Below are 20401 nucleotides of genomic sequence, written 5' to 3' on the forward strand. Positions count from 1 at the left end.
TGATTTGTTTTACTTATTTACCCTCAAAAGGTATGCCACTTTTACTCATACCATTACTTGGAAAAGCTTCTTCAACAGGTTTGGCTTCGATTTTACCCTTTATTCTGACCACCTTTTGCTGTGTTTTCGCATTTGAGGTAACGGTAACCGTTTTCTCAAACGGCCCTACCCTGTTCGAATCATACTTAACTTTTATCACCCCCGTGTCTCCGGGTTTAACGGGCTCTTTAGGCCACTGGGGCACTGTACAACCACAGGATGGCTGCGCATTACTTATTAACAAGGGCTCCTTTCCGGTGTTTTTAAATTTAAACTCAACGGCGCATTCGGCCCCTTGTTTTAAAGTACCGAAATCGTGCTGGTCGCTTTCAAAAACTATTTCTGCAGCATTTGGATTAGGCGGTACATTCTCCTGCGCACTCAATTTCAGAAACCCAGCAAAAACAACTGCTAACGATAAAAAAACTGACTTCATGATTGATTTTTTTAGCAACTCAAAAGTAATAAAAATTCCACACAAAATATTTCTGCCAAAATCATGCCATATTACCAAAACAAAGTAATTTTAGTAGTTTTGCTTTGATAAAATCAAGCGGAAGTAGCTCAGTTGGTAGAGCATCAGCTTCCCAAGCTGAGGGTCGCGGGTTCGAGTCCCGTTTTCCGCTCTGAAAAAGTACTATTTATGGAGATCCCTAAAACATATAATCCCAAAAGCACCGAAGGCAAGTGGTATAGCTATTGGCTGAAACACAAATTCTTCCGATCGGTTCCGGATAAGCGCGAACCTTATACAATTGTTATTCCTCCTCCAAATGTTACGGGAGTATTGCATATGGGGCATATGCTTAATAATACTATACAGGATGTATTGATCAGAAGGGCCCGTATGATGGGTAAAAATGCCTGCTGGGTTCCGGGTACCGATCATGCATCCATTGCAACAGAGGCTAAAGTTGTTGCCATGCTCAAAGAAAAGGGCATAAAAAAAGCTGATCTGACCCGTGAAGAATTTTTAAAATATGCCTGGGAATGGAAAGAAAAATATGGAGGGATCATTCTCGAACAATTGAAAAAACTTGGGGCCTCCTGCGATTGGGATCGTACCCGTTTCACGATGGAGAATGACCTGAGTGAAGCAGTTATTGATGTATTTATTGACTTGCATAAAAAAGGTCATATTTACCGCGGCCATCGCATGGTGAATTGGGATCCGGTCGGATTAACCGCTGTATCGGACGAAGAAGTGATCCACAAAGAGGTAAATTCGAAATTATATTATGTGCGCTATCAAATCGAAGGCACAAATGAATGGATAACCGTTGCAACAACTCGTCCTGAAACCATTTTAGGCGATACTGCCGTTTGTGTTCATCCTGACGATGAACGCTACAAACACCTGAAAGATAAAAAAGCGATCGTGCCTATTGTAAATAGGCTTGTTCCGATAATTTTTGACTCCTATATAGACCTAGCTTTTGGTACAGGCGCGTTAAAGGTTACACCGGCACATGATATTAATGATTATAACCTAGGTATTAAATACAAACTTGAAGTAATTGATACTCTTTCTCTTGATGGCAGAATGAGTCCTGAGGCAGGTTTCTATATAGGCGAAGACCGCTTTGTTGTTCGTAAAAAAATTGCGAAAGACCTTGAGGCCATGGGCCAAATTGTTAAGGTTGAAGAGATCAAAAACAAAGTAGGTTATTCTGAGAGAACTGATGCAGTTATTGAGCCCCGGATATCCCTGCAGTGGTTCCTAAAGATGGATAAATTAGCGAAGCCTGCATTGGAAAATGTAGTGAATGGAAATGTAAAACTGATCCCGGATAAATTTATCAATACATACAAACATTGGATGGAAAATGTACATGACTGGTGCATCAGCCGTCAATTATGGTGGGGACAACGGATCCCGGCCTGGTACGATGAAAAGGGAAATTACGTTGTTGCAAAAACAAAAGAACAAGCCATTGAAAAATTAAGAATTAAGAATGGAGAATTAAGAATTGAAAATATAAAGCAAGACGAAGATGTTTTAGATACCTGGTTCTCCTCATGGCTTTGGCCCATTAGCGTGTTTGATGGATTTAAATATCCTGAAGGCGCTGATATTAAGTATTACTACCCCACAAACGACCTTGTAACCGCTCCCGAAATTTTATTTTTTTGGGTTGCACGGATGATCGTTGCCGGATATGAATATAGGGGTGAAAAGCCTTTTTCAAATGTATACCTCACCGGGATTGTACGCGACAAACAAGGCCGTAAAATGTCCAAATCATTGGGCAATTCTCCTGACCCACTGGATCTGATCGAAAAGCACGGGGCCGATGGCGTTCGGGTAGGCATGCTCCTCGCCTCCCCTGCCGGCAATGATCTGCCTTTTGATGAATCGCTTTGTGAACAGGGACGGAATTTTTCTAATAAGGTGTGGAATGCTTTTCGTCTCATCAAAGGTTGGAATGTTGATCCCTCTTCCAAACAACCCGAAGCCAATAAAACAGCCATTGAATGGTTCAATGCCCGCTTTAATGAGCAATTGGAAATAATAAACGACCACTACAGCAAATACCGTATGAGTGAGGCTTTAATGAGCAGTTATAAACTTGTATGGGATGACTTCTGCTCCTGGTATCTCGAGATGATCAAACCGGAATTCGTTGATGGACAAAGTAAGCCTATCGATAAAACGACTTATGACGCTTCAATTGGTTTCATTGAGAATATTTTAAAAGTATTGCATCCTTTCATGCCATTTATTACAGAAGATATCTGGCATCTACTGAATGAACGAACTGAACAGGATTGTATTATCGTCGCCGAATGGCCAACCAATGGGCAATTAGATCAATCACGATTGAACGAATTTACTGTGATCAGCGAAGTTGTGAATTCGATAAGAGGGATAAGAAGCCTAACAATTAAAGTTCTACCTGAAAACGCAAGCAGGCATTGGGACAACCTGATCTGCAAACTTTGTAACCTATCCGAAATAATATACAGCGAAGATAAACCGTCTAACAGCATTTCCTTTGTTGTTAAACAATTTGAATGCCATATACCTGTTTTAGCAAATATTGACCCAAAAGCTGAAAAAGAACGCCTGCAAAAAGAACTGGAATACAACAAAGGCTTTTTAAGATCGGTACACGCCAAACTGGCAAATGAACGATTTGTTGCCAATGCCAAACCCGAAATAATACAAACTGAAAAACAGAAACAGGCAGACGCAGAAGCAAAAATAAAAGCCATCGAAGAGCAGTTAACCAACCTTTAAACCCCAACTATGCATTAGAAAAATCTAATGCATAGCGATTAAGAAAATCAACCGTTTCGGCTGCACTTTGTTTCACCGAAAAGGTGATTTTCTAAGTCGGGATAAACCCAACTAATGCAGATAGTTCGGCTCATTCTTCGCCTTCTACTGCATAAGTTGGGTTAAATATATCCGGTAATTTTATAACTAAAGTATCCTATCAATTCATGATTTAGGATATACCAATTGGCCAATGTATAAGCATTGGGCAAGAGCAAATGATCTAATTCAAACTTGCGTGGTCCGCTCATTCTGTCGGCACTGTATGGGTCTGTCTTTACTCTCTCTTTTTCAAAGCATTTTACAGCCCTTCGTAAATGCCAGGCCGATGTGATCAACAGGTATTTACCATTCGGCACTTCTTTTTGTAAAATGGGCGCTGTGAAAACCGCATTCTCATGTGTATTGCGCGAATCATTTTCAATAATAATATCCTGTTCCGGAATACCTATCAGGGTCAGGTACCGTTTTATCCAAACGCCTTCCTTCTCATCCGGATGCAACAAGCTTCCGGAGCCGCCGCAATATATGATCTTTTTTATTTTACCCTTTTTGTACAATTCAACAGCCTGGAAGAGCCGGTCGCTTTGCTGTAAAAATTGTATCCTGTTAATTTTGGGATCAAAATGGATAGTGCTGCCCAACACGATGCCGGCATCATATACTGGTAACCGATCTGCAGATAGCGCCGGCACCTCCCATAAACGCATGGCCTCATCAAACAAAAACGGATTTGAAAACACAACGAAAAGGATAATGGCAATTTTCAAAAAACTCCTTTTTAAATGTTCACGTTTACCCAGCCACGCATATAACAACAGAGCAAGGATCCATACGACGGGATTAATAAAAAATGAAAATACTTTAGAAACTAAAAAAAACATATCTTAAGTAATTAATACGAAACGCGAGACATTCACAAACACATTAAAATTAATGAAAGATTGTAAGTAATTTACGAATAAGTGCCGGCTTAGATGATTAATTTTGTTGATGTATAAACACTTTCAAATTTTAAAGCTAAAAAATGAAATTTAAATTTATGTTTAAATTTTTTTTTGATATTTCCCTGGTATTCATCATTGGATTATTAATGGCTTATAATCAATTGATCATTTATGGTTTAAAAATGGGAAAGGGTCAGTTACACATTGTATTGAATACCCGTCCGATCGATGATTGCCTGAATGACAAACAGTTTCCCGATTCGTTAAAGTCAAAGTTGCTTTTAATAAAAGAGGTCAGGCAATACGCGATAGACAGTTTAGGATTAAACAATTCCCCGAATTATGCTACTGTTTATGACCAGCAGAACAAACCTGCAATATGGGTAGTAACAGCCTGTGAACCATTTGCATTTAAAGCAAAGGAATGGAAGTTTCCGATCGTTGGCATCGTGCCATACAAGGGCTTTTTCAAAAAAGAAGAGGCAAAAGCCCAGCAGATATCACTTTTAAGTGAAGGTTACGACACTAAACTGGGCACAACCAGCGGATGGTCAACACTCGGCTGGTTCAGGGATCCTATATTATCTAATATGCTTTATCAATCTGAAGGCGAACTTGCCGACCTGATCATTCATGAACTCACACATTCTTCCATATTTATGAAAAGTGATGTTCAGCGAAATGAAAACCTGGCAAGCTTTGTAGGCGATGTTGGCGCAAAAAAATTCCTTATTCACAAATTCGGAATTTACTCAAAAGAATACATCACATTTATGAATGATCAGCATGATGAATTAATGTACAACGAGTACATGCTGAACAGCATGAAACAATTAGATGCGCTCTATAAATCATTTAACACAGGGACAAGTATTGACGAGAAAAAAAAATTGAAGGAAAAAATAATCATCAATATTGTCCTGGGAGTGAGCAAACTTAACCTGTTCAACAAAACAAAATATTTTAAGATTAGTAAACGTGCGCTAACCTGTAAGAACGCATTTTTTATGGAATTTGTCCGTTACGATTCGCAGCGTGGTTATTTTGAGACTGAGTTAAGTAAGGAAAAAAATAGCGACATCGCCGCCTTTATTAAACATCAAAAAAATTTATAACTAATAACGGATCTTTTCAAGATTATAGTCGTATAGTTCCAACCCGATTAGGTTACGAAAGCTAAAACCCTTGCCACCAAATCACCAAAACCCGCGAAAAAATTTGGTGAAATTTAGTGCTTTCGTGCGTGGCTGCCGGCAGGTTTTAGTGGCAAAAAAACAAGTACCTTATTAACTGACAAGCTTTTATTAAGAAGTTCCCCATTTTTTACATAATTTTGGCAAAGAACTATTATAAGCGCATTTTGATCAATACGCTTGGTAATTAAAACAAAAACACTGTGCAAAACCTTTCTTTCGACAATAAAACTATCCTGATAACAGGCGGGACCGGATCACTGGGTAAACATTTAACCAAAACTATCCTGGAGCGATATAAAGTGAAAAAACTCATTATTTTTTCAAGGGATGAGTTGAAGCAATTTGAAATGTCGCACACTTTTCCTGAATCAAAATATCCGCAGATTCGTTTTTTTATAGGTGATATCAGGGACAAAGAACGCCTTAAGCGCGCCTTTGAAGGCGTGAACATTGTCATTCATGCTGCCGCACTGAAACAAGTACCTGCAGCGGAATACAACCCAATCGAGTTCATCAATACAAATGTTATAGGAGCTGAAAATATTGTAAGTGCCTCTCTTGATGCGGGAGTGCAATCGGTTGTAGCCCTGTCAACCGACAAAGCCGCTGCGCCTATAAATTTATACGGCGCCACAAAATTATGTTCCGATAAACTTTTTGTAGCTGCTAACAACATAAAAGGAAGCAGGGATATTCGTTTGTCAGTGGTCAGATACGGAAACGTTATGGGTTCAAGAGGTTCTGTCATGCCATTTTTTCTCGAAAAAAGAAAAAGCGGAACATTGCCTATAACACATGAAGAAATGACCCGGTTCAACATTTCACTACAGGAAGGTGTTGACCTCGTTTTATATGCCATTCAATATGCCTGGGGTGGAGAAATATTTGTTCCTAAGATACCCTCCTTTAGAATTACAGAACTGGCAGAAGCTATAGCACCTGAGTGCAAGACAAAAATAGTTGGCATCCGCCCCGGTGAAAAAATCCACGAGGAAATGATCACTGAATCGGATGCAATGCTGACGGTTGACATCGGAAAATATTATGCTATTCTTCCACACCAGCCTACCTGGGATAAGGCCGAATACCTCAAAAAATATAAAGGCAAGCATGTGCCTGAGGGTTTCAGGTATAACTCCGGCACTAATTCCGAATGGTTATCTGTAACTCAACTCAGGAAGCTTATCAAGGCTGAAATCGATCCGGATTTTAAGGCTTAGTTTCGACTACTACTGATACAGAAGGATCGGAAGATAGATCAATTGCGGAACTTTACAAACTTCTTAACCCCCTTAGCACTTTTATAGGTGATCTCATAGGAATAAACACCATCACCTAAATTATAGGTATAATACTTTATAGTGTTGAAACCTTTGATGGCGGAATATTTTAACCGATCGCTGACCGCTTGTCCCAGTTTATCATAAACAATTAATTCAACTTCCGCATCTGAAGGAACAATAAGCGGTATTGTAATGTAGTCTGATGCCGGATTTGGGCTTGGTTCAGGCAAAATAAATTCATTGCTCTTTAATCCAATACATATTTCATTATCAGTAGAATTAGCATCCTGAAAGCCATTTGGTTTTTTGGCAGTAACACAAATATAATTATGCGCGCTTGTAGTGTTTAACCGTGGAGACGTTTTGAACGTATATGAAGAAATACCCCCAATACTTAAATTTCCCGTCCACGATTCTTTAAACCCGTTATCTCCATCTATATCCACAATAAAATCAGCGGCGGTCAGCGGCCGGGTGGATGCATTACCGAAGCTGACAGTTACATTTAAAAAATTATCCGCATCAACATCCGCCTGCACCTGCAATAATGCTATATCATATTTCGCATATTGCAGCTGAAATGTCTGAGATGAGGAATTTACACAACCATTATTATCAGTAAGCGCTAAACTTATTGTGTATGTTCCTGAATCCTGATAGGTATGTGTAGGTGAAGTAAGGCCGCTTTGAAAAGTATCACCAAAATCCCATGCCGAAGTGCCGGCGGCTGACAGGTTGGTAAAGCTCACAGCTAATGGAGGATCGCCATAGGTAGGAGAGAATGTAAATCCGACAGTTGGAAGAGCGTTAATTGTAAATGATCTTGTTGTTGAATCCTTACAACCCTCCAAAGAAGTCACAACGAGTTTAGCGCTATGGCTTCCTGTATTAGAAAAAGGGTTCTTAGGATTTTGCACGGTGAAATTCTGGGCACCATCAACTGTCCATAGCCAACCATTTAAAGATGAACTATTCACTATTGAACTATCAATTAAGTTAATGCTATCGTTCACACAAAACGGACCGGATAAACCGATTTTAGCCAAAGGGGTATTGTAAATTGTAAGGGGTGTAATTACTGTATCATAACAGCCATTATTCGCTCCTACAATATACTTTACGATATAGGTCCATGCAATATTATAGGTATGATTGGGGTTTTTTATCGTTGAAGAACCTGCATCTCCGAAATCAGTTTTCCAGGTTTGAATTACAGAAGGCGATATAATGGTGGAATTATCAGTAAAAAATATCTTTTGCTTTTCACAGGTCAGCGAGGTTGAAAATTGAGCCGTAGGTGCCGGCTGAACAGTAACTGACTTCACTAAAGAGTCTGCACATCCTTTATTGTTTAGAACAACAAACTTAACAGCATTCACACCCGAAGCGGTAAATTTATGATTGGGACTCGCAAGCGTGCTTGTATTATTTGCCCCACTGGCAGGATCGGCAAAATTCCAGGAATAGCTTTGAGCAGAGTATCCTCTCAGGTCCGAAAGGTTAGTAAAGCCAACATTATCGCCACTGCAGGCCAATGAATTTGAAAAGAACACCAATGGTTTCGGATATATATGCAGCTGCAACGTTGTGTCTTTGGAACAGCCAACGTTCGTTGTAACAGATAGTTTAACATTAAATACTCCTGTGTCATTAGGTGCCTGATATAGATGCACAGGATTTGTTAATGAAGAAGTTTTTGTATCGCCAAAATCCCATAAACGACCTGTTATTGAATTACCGCCCGGAGGTAAAGAAAAATCTGTAAATTTAATTGAATCACCCTTGCAACCGCTTGAAAGATAACTGAAGCTTGCTTTAGGAGCAATACCTGAAATGGAAATATCAATAGTATCCTTTGCTGTGCAATTATTTTTGTCCGATACATTAACCCAATATTTTCCAGGACTTATAATTGTTAATGAGCTTCCTGTAGAATTATCTGACCAGGTATATATGTTTCCGGGAAATGCCCCGGATTTTAAAACAATTGAATTACCGGAACAAAAAGTAGTATCCGGACCAAGGGAAACCTGTTGAGAAAAATTGTCAGTATAAATCGACACTGTGTCCGAAAGAACAGTACAACCTGCCCAATCAGTTATTTTAACAGAATATTTTCCCGTCTGGGAAACAGTATATAAAGAATCTGTTGAATTATCCTGCCATTTAAATGTAAAATATAATTTACTTAATTGTGTATTCCATACCAACGGCGATTCAACACAAATAGTATCATTGAAAGAACTTGAATAATTTATTGAAGGTATAACTACCTGAACGGTATCAGAATGAGAAAAACCAAAATCGTCCAACGCTTTAATCCAATAAGTTCCTGAGTTAGTTAATTTAATAGACTTTGTAGTATCGCCTGTTGACCAAACATAGCTTTTATATTTTCCATAGGGTCCGAGAGAAGGACAGAATGTTGTAACCGTTGTATCTCTTCCAAGATCAGGTTTACCATAGTATTTGTCGCTTAAATATTTATAAATATTGCTTTTATTGACAGTGGTAATATTTTGTTTATAGATCAACAACTCATTTATTACACCATCTAAATTTGCCTGTGATGAATAATCAAAACCTAAAAATCCATTTAAAATAAATTTAGGAATCAAAGATGCGGATGACTGTATATTAAACTTTAATATGCCATTTATAAATAATTTCAGACTGTCTGATCTAACTTCAATTTCATATAAATAAAAATTACTAACCGCAGGAGGAGCGTTGCTGATTTGACGATAATCTATACCAAAATTCCGATTGGCCACATAATTAAATGTGCCACTACCGTTATCAGTTCCTCCAATTTCAAATCCCAATTCCAAAACAGAACTATCAACCGGGCTTGAGGCAACTCTGAATAATCCGTTGAAATTTTTCCGCAAATTATTTTTGCCAACTATAAAAAAAGTAAAGCCTTGTGTTAAATCCATTTTTAATAAACTTTCCAGATATGTTGATGTTCCATTAAAAAGAAGGCCCGGCTTATCATTAAATACAGAATCCTTCCATAAGGGCATATTTCCAATCGTTCCCTGAACAAAGTGGTTATTATTGCCACTATAATCATTCCATTGTTGAACATTTTTAAAGCCATCATAAGTAACTCCGCTATCTGCCTTCAACCAAAGCAGCATATTGACTTTTGAAATTTGAGAAAAAGCAATATCGGAAAGGAATAGAAAAAGAAACGATATGATTATCTTTAAAGGCTTTTTCATGTGAAAATTTCATAAATTTACAACAATTTACATTGCAATGCAAAAATGGATCTGATGATACCCGGATTTGATTATGTTCCGCTTGCTCTTAATAAAAAAACATGAAACGAGTTCTTTTTAGAGCCAATTATAGTGCAATAATTGGCTTAGGGCACGTAAGCAGGTGTATTGCCTTAGCATCTATTCTCAGGAAAAAATTTAAAACCGGGTTTATCACAAATGGAATAAACCCGTCTCTGGAAAAAAAGATAAGATTATCAGCCGACTTCGTTTGTAAAATACCTTTAACGGATGATATCCGGTTGGATGCAAAGTTAACCGCTAACAGGCTTAAACCGCAAGACATTGTTGTACTTGATGGTTATGATTTCGGCACAATTTACCAAAAAGAATTATTGAAAAAAAAATGTAAGATTGTTTGCATTGATGATATTCATGATTCCCATTTTATTTCGGATGCTGTGATAAACCATGCTGAAAGCATTAAAAAGACAGCTTATTCAAATGAGAAACATACCGCACTCTATTTAGGATTCAAATATGCCATCATTAATCCCGTTTTTCTAAAGGCAGCGGGAAAGAAAACAAATACCATTACAAAACAACCGGGAGAATGTTTTATAAATATGGGGGGATCGGATTCGCCGAATAATACATATAAAATAATCAGAGCTTGCCTGCGATTTGACAAACTGAAGAAGATCAGGGTTGTTATTGGAAAATTATATCCACACAAAAAAGAATTGTTTGATTTAGCGAACAGATACAAATCAAAAATTATGATTTATATCGATATTAGTCCGGATCAGATATCCCGATTATTACAAAAATGTGAAGTTGCCATATGCCCGGCCAGTACCATTTCTATTGAATCGTGTGCAATTGGAATAGGACTGATCACAGGAATAACCGCTTACAATCAAACTGATATTTATAACAGTTTGATTAAAACAAAATGCGCATTTGGCATAGGCAATATTAACAATCAATCAGAACTTGTTTTGTCAGGAAAAATCAGAAGATATATCAGAAATAAAAACAAAATCAAAAACAATATAAATAACCAGAAACAATTAATTGATGGGAGATCTCCTGAAAGATTACTCGCAATTTTTGAATCATTATCAGAATCAAATGATTAAATTCAGATATGCGGGAATAAATGATTCCGACTTGTTACTCAATTGGGCTAATGATGATTTTGTCAGAAAAAATTCATTTAACCAGAATAAAATAACCATTACCGAACATACATCCTGGCTAAATACTATACTCAATTCGGCTACAGACCTGATTTATATATTCAGCAACAAAGATATTCCGGTTGGAACTGTAAATATCCGACTGAAAAATAATGAAACTGTAATAGGAATATCAGTAGATAGGACATTCAGGGGAAAAGGATATGGTGCATTAATGCTAACTTTGGCAACAAACAACTACTTTGATTTAAAGAAAATTGAGAGCATTTTTGCTTATATAAAAAAATCTAATTCAGGCTCAATAAAAACTTTTTTAAAGGCAAACTTTACCATTGGTGAAGAGCTCTGGATAAATGAATCAGAGTGTTTAAGGTTATTTTTAACAAATGGAGATCAACATTAACAATATTAAAATCGGTTCTGATTATAAGCCTTTTATCATTGCCGAAATGAGTGGCAACCACAACCGCTCGCTTGAAAGGGCTATCTCGATTGTGGATGCAGCCGCAGCCGCCGGAGCACATGCAATAAAGCTCCAAACTTATACCGCTGACACCCTGACGATCAAAGGATCTTATACTATAGCCGATAAAAATTCATTATGGTATGGAAAAGAATTATATGATCTCTATCAGGAAGCATACACCCCCTGGGAGTGGCACGAAGCACTTTATAAAAGGGCTAAAGAAAAAGATATAATTTGTTTTAGCACTCCCTTTGATGAGTCATCAGTTGACTTTCTTGAAAAGCTTGGTAACCCAATATATAAAATCGCGTCATTTGAAAACAACTATCAGCATTTATTGCAAAAAGTTGCAAAAACGGGTAAGCCGGTTGTCATGTCAACGGGTATTAGTACGAAAAATGAACTTTCCGAGTCGGTTGACATATTGAAGAAACATGGATGTAAAGAACTTATTTTACTCAAATGTACGAGCAGCTATCCTGCGTCGCCTGAAGCAAGCAATCTCAACACAATCCCTGACATGAAAAAATTTTTCAATTGTCACATAGGTTTGTCTGACCATACCTTGGGTATCGGAACAGCTGTTGCTGCAGTTGCATTAGGCGCCGTCGCTATTGAAAAACATTTTACGCTTGACCGGTCCGAAGGAGGAGTTGACAGCGCCTTTTCCATGGAACCTAACGAGTTGAAACAACTGGTTGAAGAAACGAAAAGAGCATGGCTTTCACTTGGTCACATTAGTTATGAAATAAGCAAAGAGGAAGAAAAATCAAGAACTTTTAAAAGATCGATCTATGCATCGTCAGATATAAAGAATGGAGAGAATATAACAAATAATAATATCCGGATCATACGACCTGGTTTTGGTTTAGCACCCAAATATTACGAAGAGATTATTGGTAAAACCGCGAATACAAATATTAACAGAGGAACTCCTATAACATGGGATTTGATCTCATAATATTATAGCCATGAAATACAGATCACTTGCCATAATTCCTGCCCGCGGAAACAGTAAAAGAATTCCCGGCAAGAACATTAGGAATTTTATGGGCTCCCCTATAATCAGCTACTCCATACGGGCAGCTATTGAATCGAACTGTTTTGATGAGGTGATGGTATCGACTGATGACGATAAAATAGCTGATGTGGCAAAAAAACACGGAGCAAAGGTTCCGTTCATGCGTTCTGAAAAAAATTCTGACGACCATTCCACTACAGCTGATGTATTGATAGAAGTACTGGAATATTACAAAAAAGAAAATAATGATTTTATTTATGCATGCTGCATTTATCCCACCGCTCCGTTTGTAACACCTGAACGTTTAAATGAAGCCAGGCAATTGCTGATTAATAATAAATCTGATTCTGTTGTACCCGTAACTTTATTCAGCTATCCTATATTCAGGTCATTAAAAATTGAGAATGATAAACTGCAAATGATATGGCCCGGGTACTCAAACAAACGCTCACAGGATCTTCCAAAAGCTTACCATGATTGTGGACAATTTTATTTCCTTGACGTAAAAAAATTTATGAAAAATAAAAAAATATTTTCTGACAATACAATACCTATTATTATTCCTGAATCAGAAGTACAGGACATAGATAATGAAGAAGATTGGAAGATGGCTGAAACAAAATATAGTTTGCTCAGAAAAATGAATACATAAATTTTTTATTCACCTGACTTTGCATTATCACGTTTAAACTCACTTCAAAATATTAATGAAATGCTGGGAATTATTGACTATGGTATGGGGAACTTGAAGTCTGTAACAAATGCTTTAAATTTTTTGAAAATAAAAAACAAAATTGTTAATGACCCGGACTCATTTAAAATGTGTGATAAATACATACTCCCTGGCGTTGGTGCGTTTGGAATGGCTATAAATAATATTAAAAATGCGCCCTATTATAATACATTAATTGAAGAGTGTTTTATCAAGAAAAAATCAATTCTGGGACTTTGTTTAGGCATGCAGTTGTTCTTTGATGAAAGCCAGGAACATGGGCTATTCACAGGCTTAGGATTCATGAAGGGAAAAGTCGAACCGCTTTCTTCCATAACTCATAAACTTCAGATTCCTCACATCGGCTGGAATACAATCGTTGCCCATCCCTCCTCTTTGCTTTTTAAAAACATCAAGCCGGAAGAAATGGCTTTCTATTTTGTCCATAGTTATTATTGTAAAGTGGAAGATGAAAAAGCAAAATGCAGCAATACCGTATATGGCAAATCGTTCACTGCAGCTGTGGAAAAAGAAAATTTCTACGGATGCCAGTTTCATCCCGAAAAAAGCCAGCGAAGCGGATTAAAAGTTCTGGCTAATTTTTATAATCAATAAAATGGTTAAAACACGAATTATTCCGGTTCTATATATTAAAAATGGCCTGATAGTCCGCAGCGAATCATTTTCCTGTCATCAGGTGATAGGGAATGTCATAAATGAAGCCACCAGGTACAATGAATGGAATGTTGACGAGCTTATATATATTGATATAAGCAGAACATCGGATTATGACCTGGGAAGGGACGATCACAAAATAAGCTCCTACAAGACTATCGAAGAGATCATTGAAAAGATATCTGAAATATGTTTTATGCCATTGACCTTCGGCGGAGGAATCAGAAGTCTGAATCAAATAGATTTTTTAATAAAAAATGGTGCGGATAAAATTACATTAAACTCGGCTGCAATAAATAATCCTGATCTAATACAAAAGTCAGCCGAAAAATATGGTTCACAGGCCATCGTAATATCAATCGATTATAGTGTCATCGACAACAAGCCGGTAATTTTTACTAATTTTGGACAAAACAATACGTCTATTAATCCGCTCGATTGGATGAAAGAGATCGAAAAATTAGGTGCAGGGGAAGTATTTTTAAATTCAATTGATCGAGATGGAAAAGCATGCGGCTTTGACATTGATTTTATCGGATCAGCTGTTGAACACACATCTTTACCGGTAATTGCATGCGGAGGAGCCGGTAGTGAATATGACTTTCTGGAGCTTGCAAAGACCACTAAAGTTTCAGCTATTGCAGCAGGAAATTGGTTTCACTTTGTTGAACACAGTTATTCCAGGGTAAAACAAGTACTAAAGAAGAATGGTATCAATGTCAGATAAAAAATATCACATAGAGCCTAACCGACCAGCACAAATGTTATATTGCAGGAAATGCGTTTGTCCGAAAAGTTCAGCCGTACCTCTCGCCTTTGATAAGTCGGGAATTTGTTCTGCCTGTAATACTGCCGGACAAAGAACAGAAATTGACTGGGAAAGACGAAAAAAATTATTTGAACGCCTAATCGAAGATTATCGGAATAAAGATGGCGCCAATTATGATTGTATCATTCCGGTAAGTGGAGGAAAAGACAGCTACTTTCAGATTCACATAATTAAAAAAGTATATAACCTTAACCCGCTCCTCGTTACTTATCATGGTAATAATTACACGCCAACAGGCATGAAGAACCTTCTTAACATGAGGGAAGTATTTGGGGTAGATCATATTTTCTTTACCCCAAGTATAGAAGTATTAAAAACAATGAATCGATTGGGAATGCTGATAATGGGAGACATGAACTGGCATGCGCATGCAGGCATTTTTACCTATCCCATCCAGGTTGCCGTTCAACAAAATATTCCTTTAATGATCTGGGGCGAACACGGCTTTATGGATTTGGGAGGTATGCACTCTTACTCCGACCTTGTTGAATTTACATACCGATACAGACATGAACATTGCCTGAGGGGATTTGAATGGTTTGACTTTCTCGAAAAAGCAAAAAACTATGGAGAAAAACTGGAAAAGAAAAATCTTCTTCCATGGATGTATCCGGGCGACACGGATATAGAGAAAATTGGGGTTCGGGGAATTTACATTTCAAATTTCTTTAAATGGGAAGCCAATGAGCATGGTAAGCTTATGCAGGAATTATATGGCTTTAAAGAAGCCGAAGAACCATTTGAACGAACTTACAGAAAAATGTCAAACCTTGACGATATGCATGAGAATGGCATTCATGATTATTTGAAATACATTAAGTTTGGCTATGGACGGGCAACTGACCATGTTTCTAAAGATATAAGGGCAGGTAAAATGACCAGAGAAGAAGGGATTCAGATTGTGAAAAAACTAGACCATATAAAACCCAGGGATCTTTATAGATGGCTTCCCTATGTAGGGTGGACAGAAGAATATTTTGACAAAGTGGCGGATTCCTTCCGTGACCCCAGGGTTTGGTGGAAAGACAAAAATGACAATTGGGTAAAAGATAATATCTGGAATTAAGCATGTTTAAAGAGAATGATATAAGACCTGAAAATCTGCTGGCAGAGCAAGAACGATTGTTTGCACTTGATGTTGAACGGATGATGAAGCATTCAGATCAGTTTATAAACTCTGATTGTCCTGTATGCGATTCCACCGATCACATAAGCGTATATTCAAAATATGGCATGTGTTTTTCCAAATGTAATCATTGCAACACCGTTTTTGCCAATCCTCGTCCTACATTATCAATAGTTGAAGATTATTACGTCCACTCTCAGAACTATAAATTCTGGGCTGAAAATATTTTCCCTTTAACAGAACAGGTAAGAAGAGAAAAAATATTTCTTCCAAGGGTGAATACGATTATAGAAATCTGTAAAGAACATAATATAAATAACGGAACATTAATTGAAATAGGTACTGGATTCGGAACATTTTGTGTAGAACTTCAGTCCCGTAATTTTTTCAATAAAATTGTTCCCATTGAACCCACGCCTCATTTAGCTCAGTTACTCCGCAATAAGGGGTTTGATGTAGTCGAAAAATTTATTGAAGATGATTCTATAAATTTAAAGGGGGATGTGGTTGTGGCCTTTGAAGTTCTTGAACACATGCTAAGTCCGGTTAAGTTTCTAAACAAGTGCAGTTCTCTCCTCAATAAAGGAGGCATTGTATATCTCACTTGTCCGAATGGAATGGGGTTTGACAACCTCCTGCTGCAGGAATATGCACCCGCAGTTGATATTGAGCATCTCACATTAATCAATCCGGATTCCGTAAAAATACTGTTTGAGAGAACCGGATTTGAAACCCTGCATGTAGAAACTCCCGGATTATTAGACACCGATATTGTAAAAAACCGGCTGATCAAAAACAATACTTTGTTAAACCATCATCCGCTGTTCAGATATATGCTGGTGGAAAAATGGAATCAGTATGGAGAGAAGTTCCAAACATTTCTAAAAGAAAATAATATGTCTGGAAATATGCTGGCCATTGGACGTAAAAAATAGGCATAGAATAAAATACAGACCTTATATCCCGGAACTATCGACTGCAATTATTACATGTTATCAATGCCTGCAAAAAAATGGTTGGGAAAAAGTATTTTTCTCATATAGGCTACATTCTATCCTGTATAGTTTTAAATACCGATTTAGAGAAAGTATTTCGTAAAGTAATTCCCCGTAAAAATACCCTATAAGACATAATTGAAAAAACGACAAAAGGAATCAGATATATATACATTTGAGTTTGTGTGCTAATGCCCCAATAATTAAATATCATGATTAATAACAAGGTGCATATAATGCCAATCATAAATATATGAGTATATCTCAGTTTATACCTGAATTCGGATACCCTTTTATAATAATAAACCGCTAATAGTAATTGTCCGGCCCTTGTTATAACAGATGCTACTCCTACTCCAACAAGACCCATCCGGGGTATTAATAATATATTTAATCCTATTGATGCAATAGCCGCAAATAAATTAAGCAGCGGCAATTTTTTAGTTTCCTTGAGGAAAAACAATGGTTCAACATACACGCAATAAAAATATCGAAGTATTTGTCCAATCAATAATAAAGGCAAAACTTTAAATGAAGAAAAATATACCTCACTCAGCAAATGAATAGTTGCAAATGGATAAAATACGCATAACATAACAATGGTAAATAAAATCACATTTCCTATCCCCCTGTATATTCTGCTTATCCCTTCAACATTCTCCATTAAACGTTTCGATTTTTGATAAATATCGGGCAAAGTTGCACTTTGTAAAGCTTGAAGAATATTTTCAACAATAAAAGCAGTAACAGCAGCAAGATTGTACACAGCTACCAGTTCCAGGGTAAGGTAATTTTCAACTAAAATTTTATCATAATGCATATAGATTAAGGATAATATAATGTAGAACATAATAGGAATAGAATATGAAAATGTATATTTAATAAATCTAAAATCAAACACAAATTTCATCTTAAGTAAAAGCGCTGCCCATGCAATCGCGCTGACAATTAAATAGCTGAAAAATCTCAACCATAATATCGTTTCAGGACCCGACTTATAGTAACATACTCCGATGAGCTCAACTCCAACACTTACTAAAAACATTGATGCAGATATAACAGTATAAGAAACAGGCTTCTGCTGATTTCTATAGTATAATAATAAAAGTGAATTGATCCCCGATAAAGCACTCAATAAGACAGTGCTTAAACCGTACTTTTCAAATGTATAATTAGGATCACTAAATATCATTTGATACATCCATTCTCCGCTAAAAATCAGAATCACCAGAAAAAATACAGCTGCGCCGGTAATAGTAAGTAATATAGATGTAAAATAAGCATTGAGAAGTTTCTTTGATTTATTATATGTAAAATAATAATATGAAAATCCGTTCTCAAGGCCTAGTGTAAAAAAAACGGGAAGAAAAACAGCTACCGTACTGGCCAACCCTATCGCTCCCATATCTTTTGGTGATAAATATAAAAGCAAGATAGGAAGTGTTATAACACGCGCAGCAATCGGCAAAAAAGCCATTATGCTATATAGGATTGTAGATTTTAAAAAGGATTTCAATATACGTTTTGTAAATTATTCAAAAAGCGATACCTTAGTTGCTATGCTGGTTTTATTGAAGCTGTGTTTTATTGATTATCAAATTACTTCATAGCTTTGGACATCCTCGTAAGCGATAAGCCCCTGACTTTCAGTAAAATAAATGGTCATTACCTCCTGGTCAAAGATACTAATATTTTAGAGACGAGTATTCTGAAAAAAGAAGACATTGTTGCCGTTAACAGCTTAATGAACGGAGCAGAATTTATTGCAGAAAGAATTGCAATAAGATACCTAAACAGAATAATTTATCTGTTAAACAAAAATAAATTTAGCTTCAATAGTTATCTGAGTATAAACAATCCGGAGTACAATCTATACGCTTCCTGTAATTATTTTTTGCGTGAAAATTTTAAAGACTCTATTAAAATTATTTTACTCCTAAAAAAAATTTCCTTAAAACTAAAATCCGGCAAGAACAACAATATAATATACAATCTGCATTTAAGTGATGAGAACATTCAGCTTTTTACATTCCTAAAATCAAATAGGATAAAAGTGAACTTAGTTTATACAATTGACTACTACTACAATTATAAAACTTATATCGGATTCATTAACAAAAGTTTTAAAAACATTGCTTACCAATTGAAGTATATGACCCGTTCCTGGAAAAGAAAAACCGGCAGCCAACGTAAACATATACTTTTAATCCTGAATGATCTTGATCATCATCAACATGTTCTTAAAAATTTCATACACTTGCTAAGTATAACAAAAGAGTTTGAAATCTCATTAGTTATAACGTCATCAGGAATTAATCCTGACTATAAGAACTACTCTCCTCCTTACACATTTGACGACATGCATTTTTATATGTTTTCTGCCTTTTGCAAAGGCACTTTTACAAACAGGCATAAGATATACAAGTCGGCTTCTATAATTGGGTTGAACCGCAAAAATCTGATCATAACTGATCCGTTATATGATTTCAATCTTATCTATGAATGGATGGGAAATGTATTTAAAGCATTAAAACCAGATATCTGCCTTAATATCGGAACACATTTTTATGGCCGTGCCCTAAGTGATGTTGCCAGGTACTTTAAGACACCAAGCATAAGCATTGATTATGGATTATTTAGTTTTGATCCATCAATGGACAGTAAAATAAAATTCGATTACAGAGCCTGTCTTGGGCAAGCGTCAATTGAAGTATGGAAACACTGTAACGACCCTTCTCTGCACCATGTACCGATAGGTTTTTGCAAATTTGATGAAATTAACTTTTCACAATTTAACAAAGAAAATTTCATGACTAAACACAATCTTATTCATGATAAAACAATTTTCTTTGCCAGCACCAGTAACACATCAAAAAATGACACATACTCTGAAGAAAAAAAAACAATTATTACTTTTCTTTCAAATATGTGCCATAAAAAAAGATGGAATCTAATTATTAAGAAACATCCTCTTGAAACCGATAGTATAATTGAAGACGCACTTCAAAAAAATAATTTTCCATGCCAAAAAAGTTTCAGCCATCACCAGATATCAATATATGAGGCCATATATTATAGTGATGTTGTTGCCAATCAGATGTCGAGTATTGTTTTGGAATGTATTTATTTCAGAAAACCCTTTTGCTATATCACCACCAGCACAAACTACAATCAAACCGCATTCTCAATTCTGAAAAAAGAGAAAATTATTGAAACCTTTTCCGACTTCAGAAAATTCGAACAATTCTGCGAGTCCATTATGTATGGAAATGACACGGCAACTTTCACAAAAAAACTGGAATTATTATCGGAAAGATATTTGTACAAAACAGATGGCAAAGCTTCTCAAAGATTATTGGAACTTGTAATAAAAATTTTACAAACCACAACTACGTGAAAAACA

At 36.6% G+C, this 20401-nt stretch carries 16 protein-coding genes and 1 tRNA gene; 13 read left to right on the plus strand and 4 right to left on the minus strand.

The genetic code is table 11. The annotated features are described in order from the left end of the window. Positions 1-13: 13 nt before the first annotated feature. Positions 14-475, minus strand: coding sequence for a DUF1573 domain-containing protein (locus tag HYU69_02290; GenBank protein MBI2269166.1), 462 nt, complete (start codon positions 473-475; stop codon positions 14-16). A gap of 117 nt (positions 476-592) precedes the next feature. On the opposite strand from HYU69_02290, the gene HYU69_02295 reads away from it, so the two are divergent. Together HYU69_02295 and HYU69_02300 are read left to right on the plus strand one after the other, a co-directional pair. Beyond that, positions 593-665, plus strand: a tRNA-Gly gene (locus tag HYU69_02295). Between the two features lie 17 nt (positions 666-682). Further along, positions 683-3280 (plus strand): valine--tRNA ligase, encoded by a 2598-nt coding sequence (locus HYU69_02300; protein ID MBI2269167.1) that lies wholly within the window; start codon positions 683-685, stop codon positions 3278-3280. 161 nt (positions 3281-3441) lie between these two features. On the opposite strand, the gene HYU69_02305 is transcribed toward HYU69_02300, so the two are convergent. Next, the gene (locus tag HYU69_02305; GenBank protein ID MBI2269168.1) at positions 3442-4089 is read right to left on the minus strand and encodes a YdcF family protein; all 648 of its coding nucleotides are present in this window, start codon (positions 4087-4089) and stop codon (positions 3442-3444) included. A gap of 272 nt (positions 4090-4361) precedes the next feature. Between HYU69_02305 and HYU69_02310 the strand changes: the two genes are divergently transcribed. Both HYU69_02310 and pseB read left to right on the plus strand, forming a co-directional pair. Further along, a complete protein-coding gene (locus tag HYU69_02310) occupies positions 4362-5381 on the plus strand; it encodes an aminopeptidase (GenBank protein MBI2269169.1) in 1020 nt (339 codons plus the stop codon). 281 nt (positions 5382-5662) lie between these two features. Continuing rightward, positions 5663-6682: a UDP-N-acetylglucosamine 4,6-dehydratase (inverting) gene (pseB, locus tag HYU69_02315; GenBank protein MBI2269170.1), complete on the plus strand. Its 1020-nt coding sequence runs from the start codon at positions 5663-5665 to the stop codon at positions 6680-6682. Between the two features lie 38 nt (positions 6683-6720). Here the strand turns inward: pseB and HYU69_02320 are convergent, their stop codons facing one another. Further along, entirely contained in the window at positions 6721-9972 is a 3252-nt protein-coding gene (locus HYU69_02320) for a PKD domain-containing protein (GenBank protein MBI2269171.1), read from the minus strand. Between the two features lie 101 nt (positions 9973-10073). Between HYU69_02320 and pseG the strand changes: the two genes are divergently transcribed. From pseG to HYU69_02360, 8 genes are read left to right on the plus strand one after another with little or no spacing between them, the layout of a single operon-like run. After that, complete coding sequence (gene pseG, locus HYU69_02325) at positions 10074-11114, plus strand: UDP-2,4-diacetamido-2,4,6-trideoxy-beta-L-altropyranose hydrolase (GenBank protein MBI2269172.1); 1041 nt, start codon at positions 10074-10076, stop codon at positions 11112-11114. Further along, positions 11107-11577, plus strand: coding sequence for a GNAT family N-acetyltransferase (locus tag HYU69_02330; GenBank protein ID MBI2269173.1), 471 nt, complete (start codon positions 11107-11109; stop codon positions 11575-11577). Before pseG ends, HYU69_02330 begins: the two co-directional genes overlap by 8 nt. Then, positions 11561-12601, plus strand: coding sequence for a pseudaminic acid synthase (pseI, locus tag HYU69_02335; protein ID MBI2269174.1), 1041 nt, complete (start codon positions 11561-11563; stop codon positions 12599-12601). Before HYU69_02330 ends, pseI begins: the two co-directional genes overlap by 17 nt. A gap of 10 nt (positions 12602-12611) precedes the next feature. After that, positions 12612-13313: a pseudaminic acid cytidylyltransferase gene (gene pseF, locus HYU69_02340; GenBank protein MBI2269175.1), complete on the plus strand. Its 702-nt coding sequence runs from the start codon at positions 12612-12614 to the stop codon at positions 13311-13313. A gap of 60 nt (positions 13314-13373) precedes the next feature. Continuing rightward, positions 13374-13988: an imidazole glycerol phosphate synthase subunit HisH gene (gene hisH, locus HYU69_02345; GenBank protein ID MBI2269176.1), complete on the plus strand. Its 615-nt coding sequence runs from the start codon at positions 13374-13376 to the stop codon at positions 13986-13988. 1 nt (position 13989) lies between these two features. Next, positions 13990-14775, plus strand: a complete 786-nt coding sequence (hisF, locus tag HYU69_02350; protein ID MBI2269177.1) for an imidazole glycerol phosphate synthase subunit HisF — start codon at positions 13990-13992, stop codon at positions 14773-14775. A gap of 34 nt (positions 14776-14809) precedes the next feature. Beyond that, positions 14810-15943 carry an N-acetyl sugar amidotransferase gene (locus tag HYU69_02355; protein MBI2269178.1) on the plus strand — a complete coding sequence of 378 codons (1134 nt, stop codon included), beginning with the start codon at positions 14810-14812 and terminating at the stop codon, positions 15941-15943. A gap of 2 nt (positions 15944-15945) precedes the next feature. Continuing rightward, a complete protein-coding gene (locus HYU69_02360) occupies positions 15946-16938 on the plus strand; it encodes a class I SAM-dependent methyltransferase (protein MBI2269179.1) in 993 nt (330 codons plus the stop codon). 109 nt (positions 16939-17047) lie between these two features. On the opposite strand, the gene HYU69_02365 is transcribed toward HYU69_02360, so the two are convergent. After that, positions 17048-18514 (minus strand): oligosaccharide flippase family protein, encoded by a 1467-nt coding sequence (locus HYU69_02365; GenBank protein MBI2269180.1) that lies wholly within the window; start codon positions 18512-18514, stop codon positions 17048-17050. 96 nt (positions 18515-18610) lie between these two features. Between HYU69_02365 and HYU69_02370 the strand changes: the two genes are divergently transcribed. Then, the gene (locus tag HYU69_02370) at positions 18611-20395 is read left to right on the plus strand and encodes a hypothetical protein (GenBank protein ID MBI2269181.1); all 1785 of its coding nucleotides are present in this window, start codon (positions 18611-18613) and stop codon (positions 20393-20395) included. Positions 20396-20401: the final 6 nt, after the last annotated feature.

The organism is Bacteroidota bacterium, from assembly GCA_016183775.1.
Classification (GTDB): domain Bacteria; phylum Bacteroidota; class Bacteroidia; order JABDFU01; family JABDFU01; genus JABDFU01.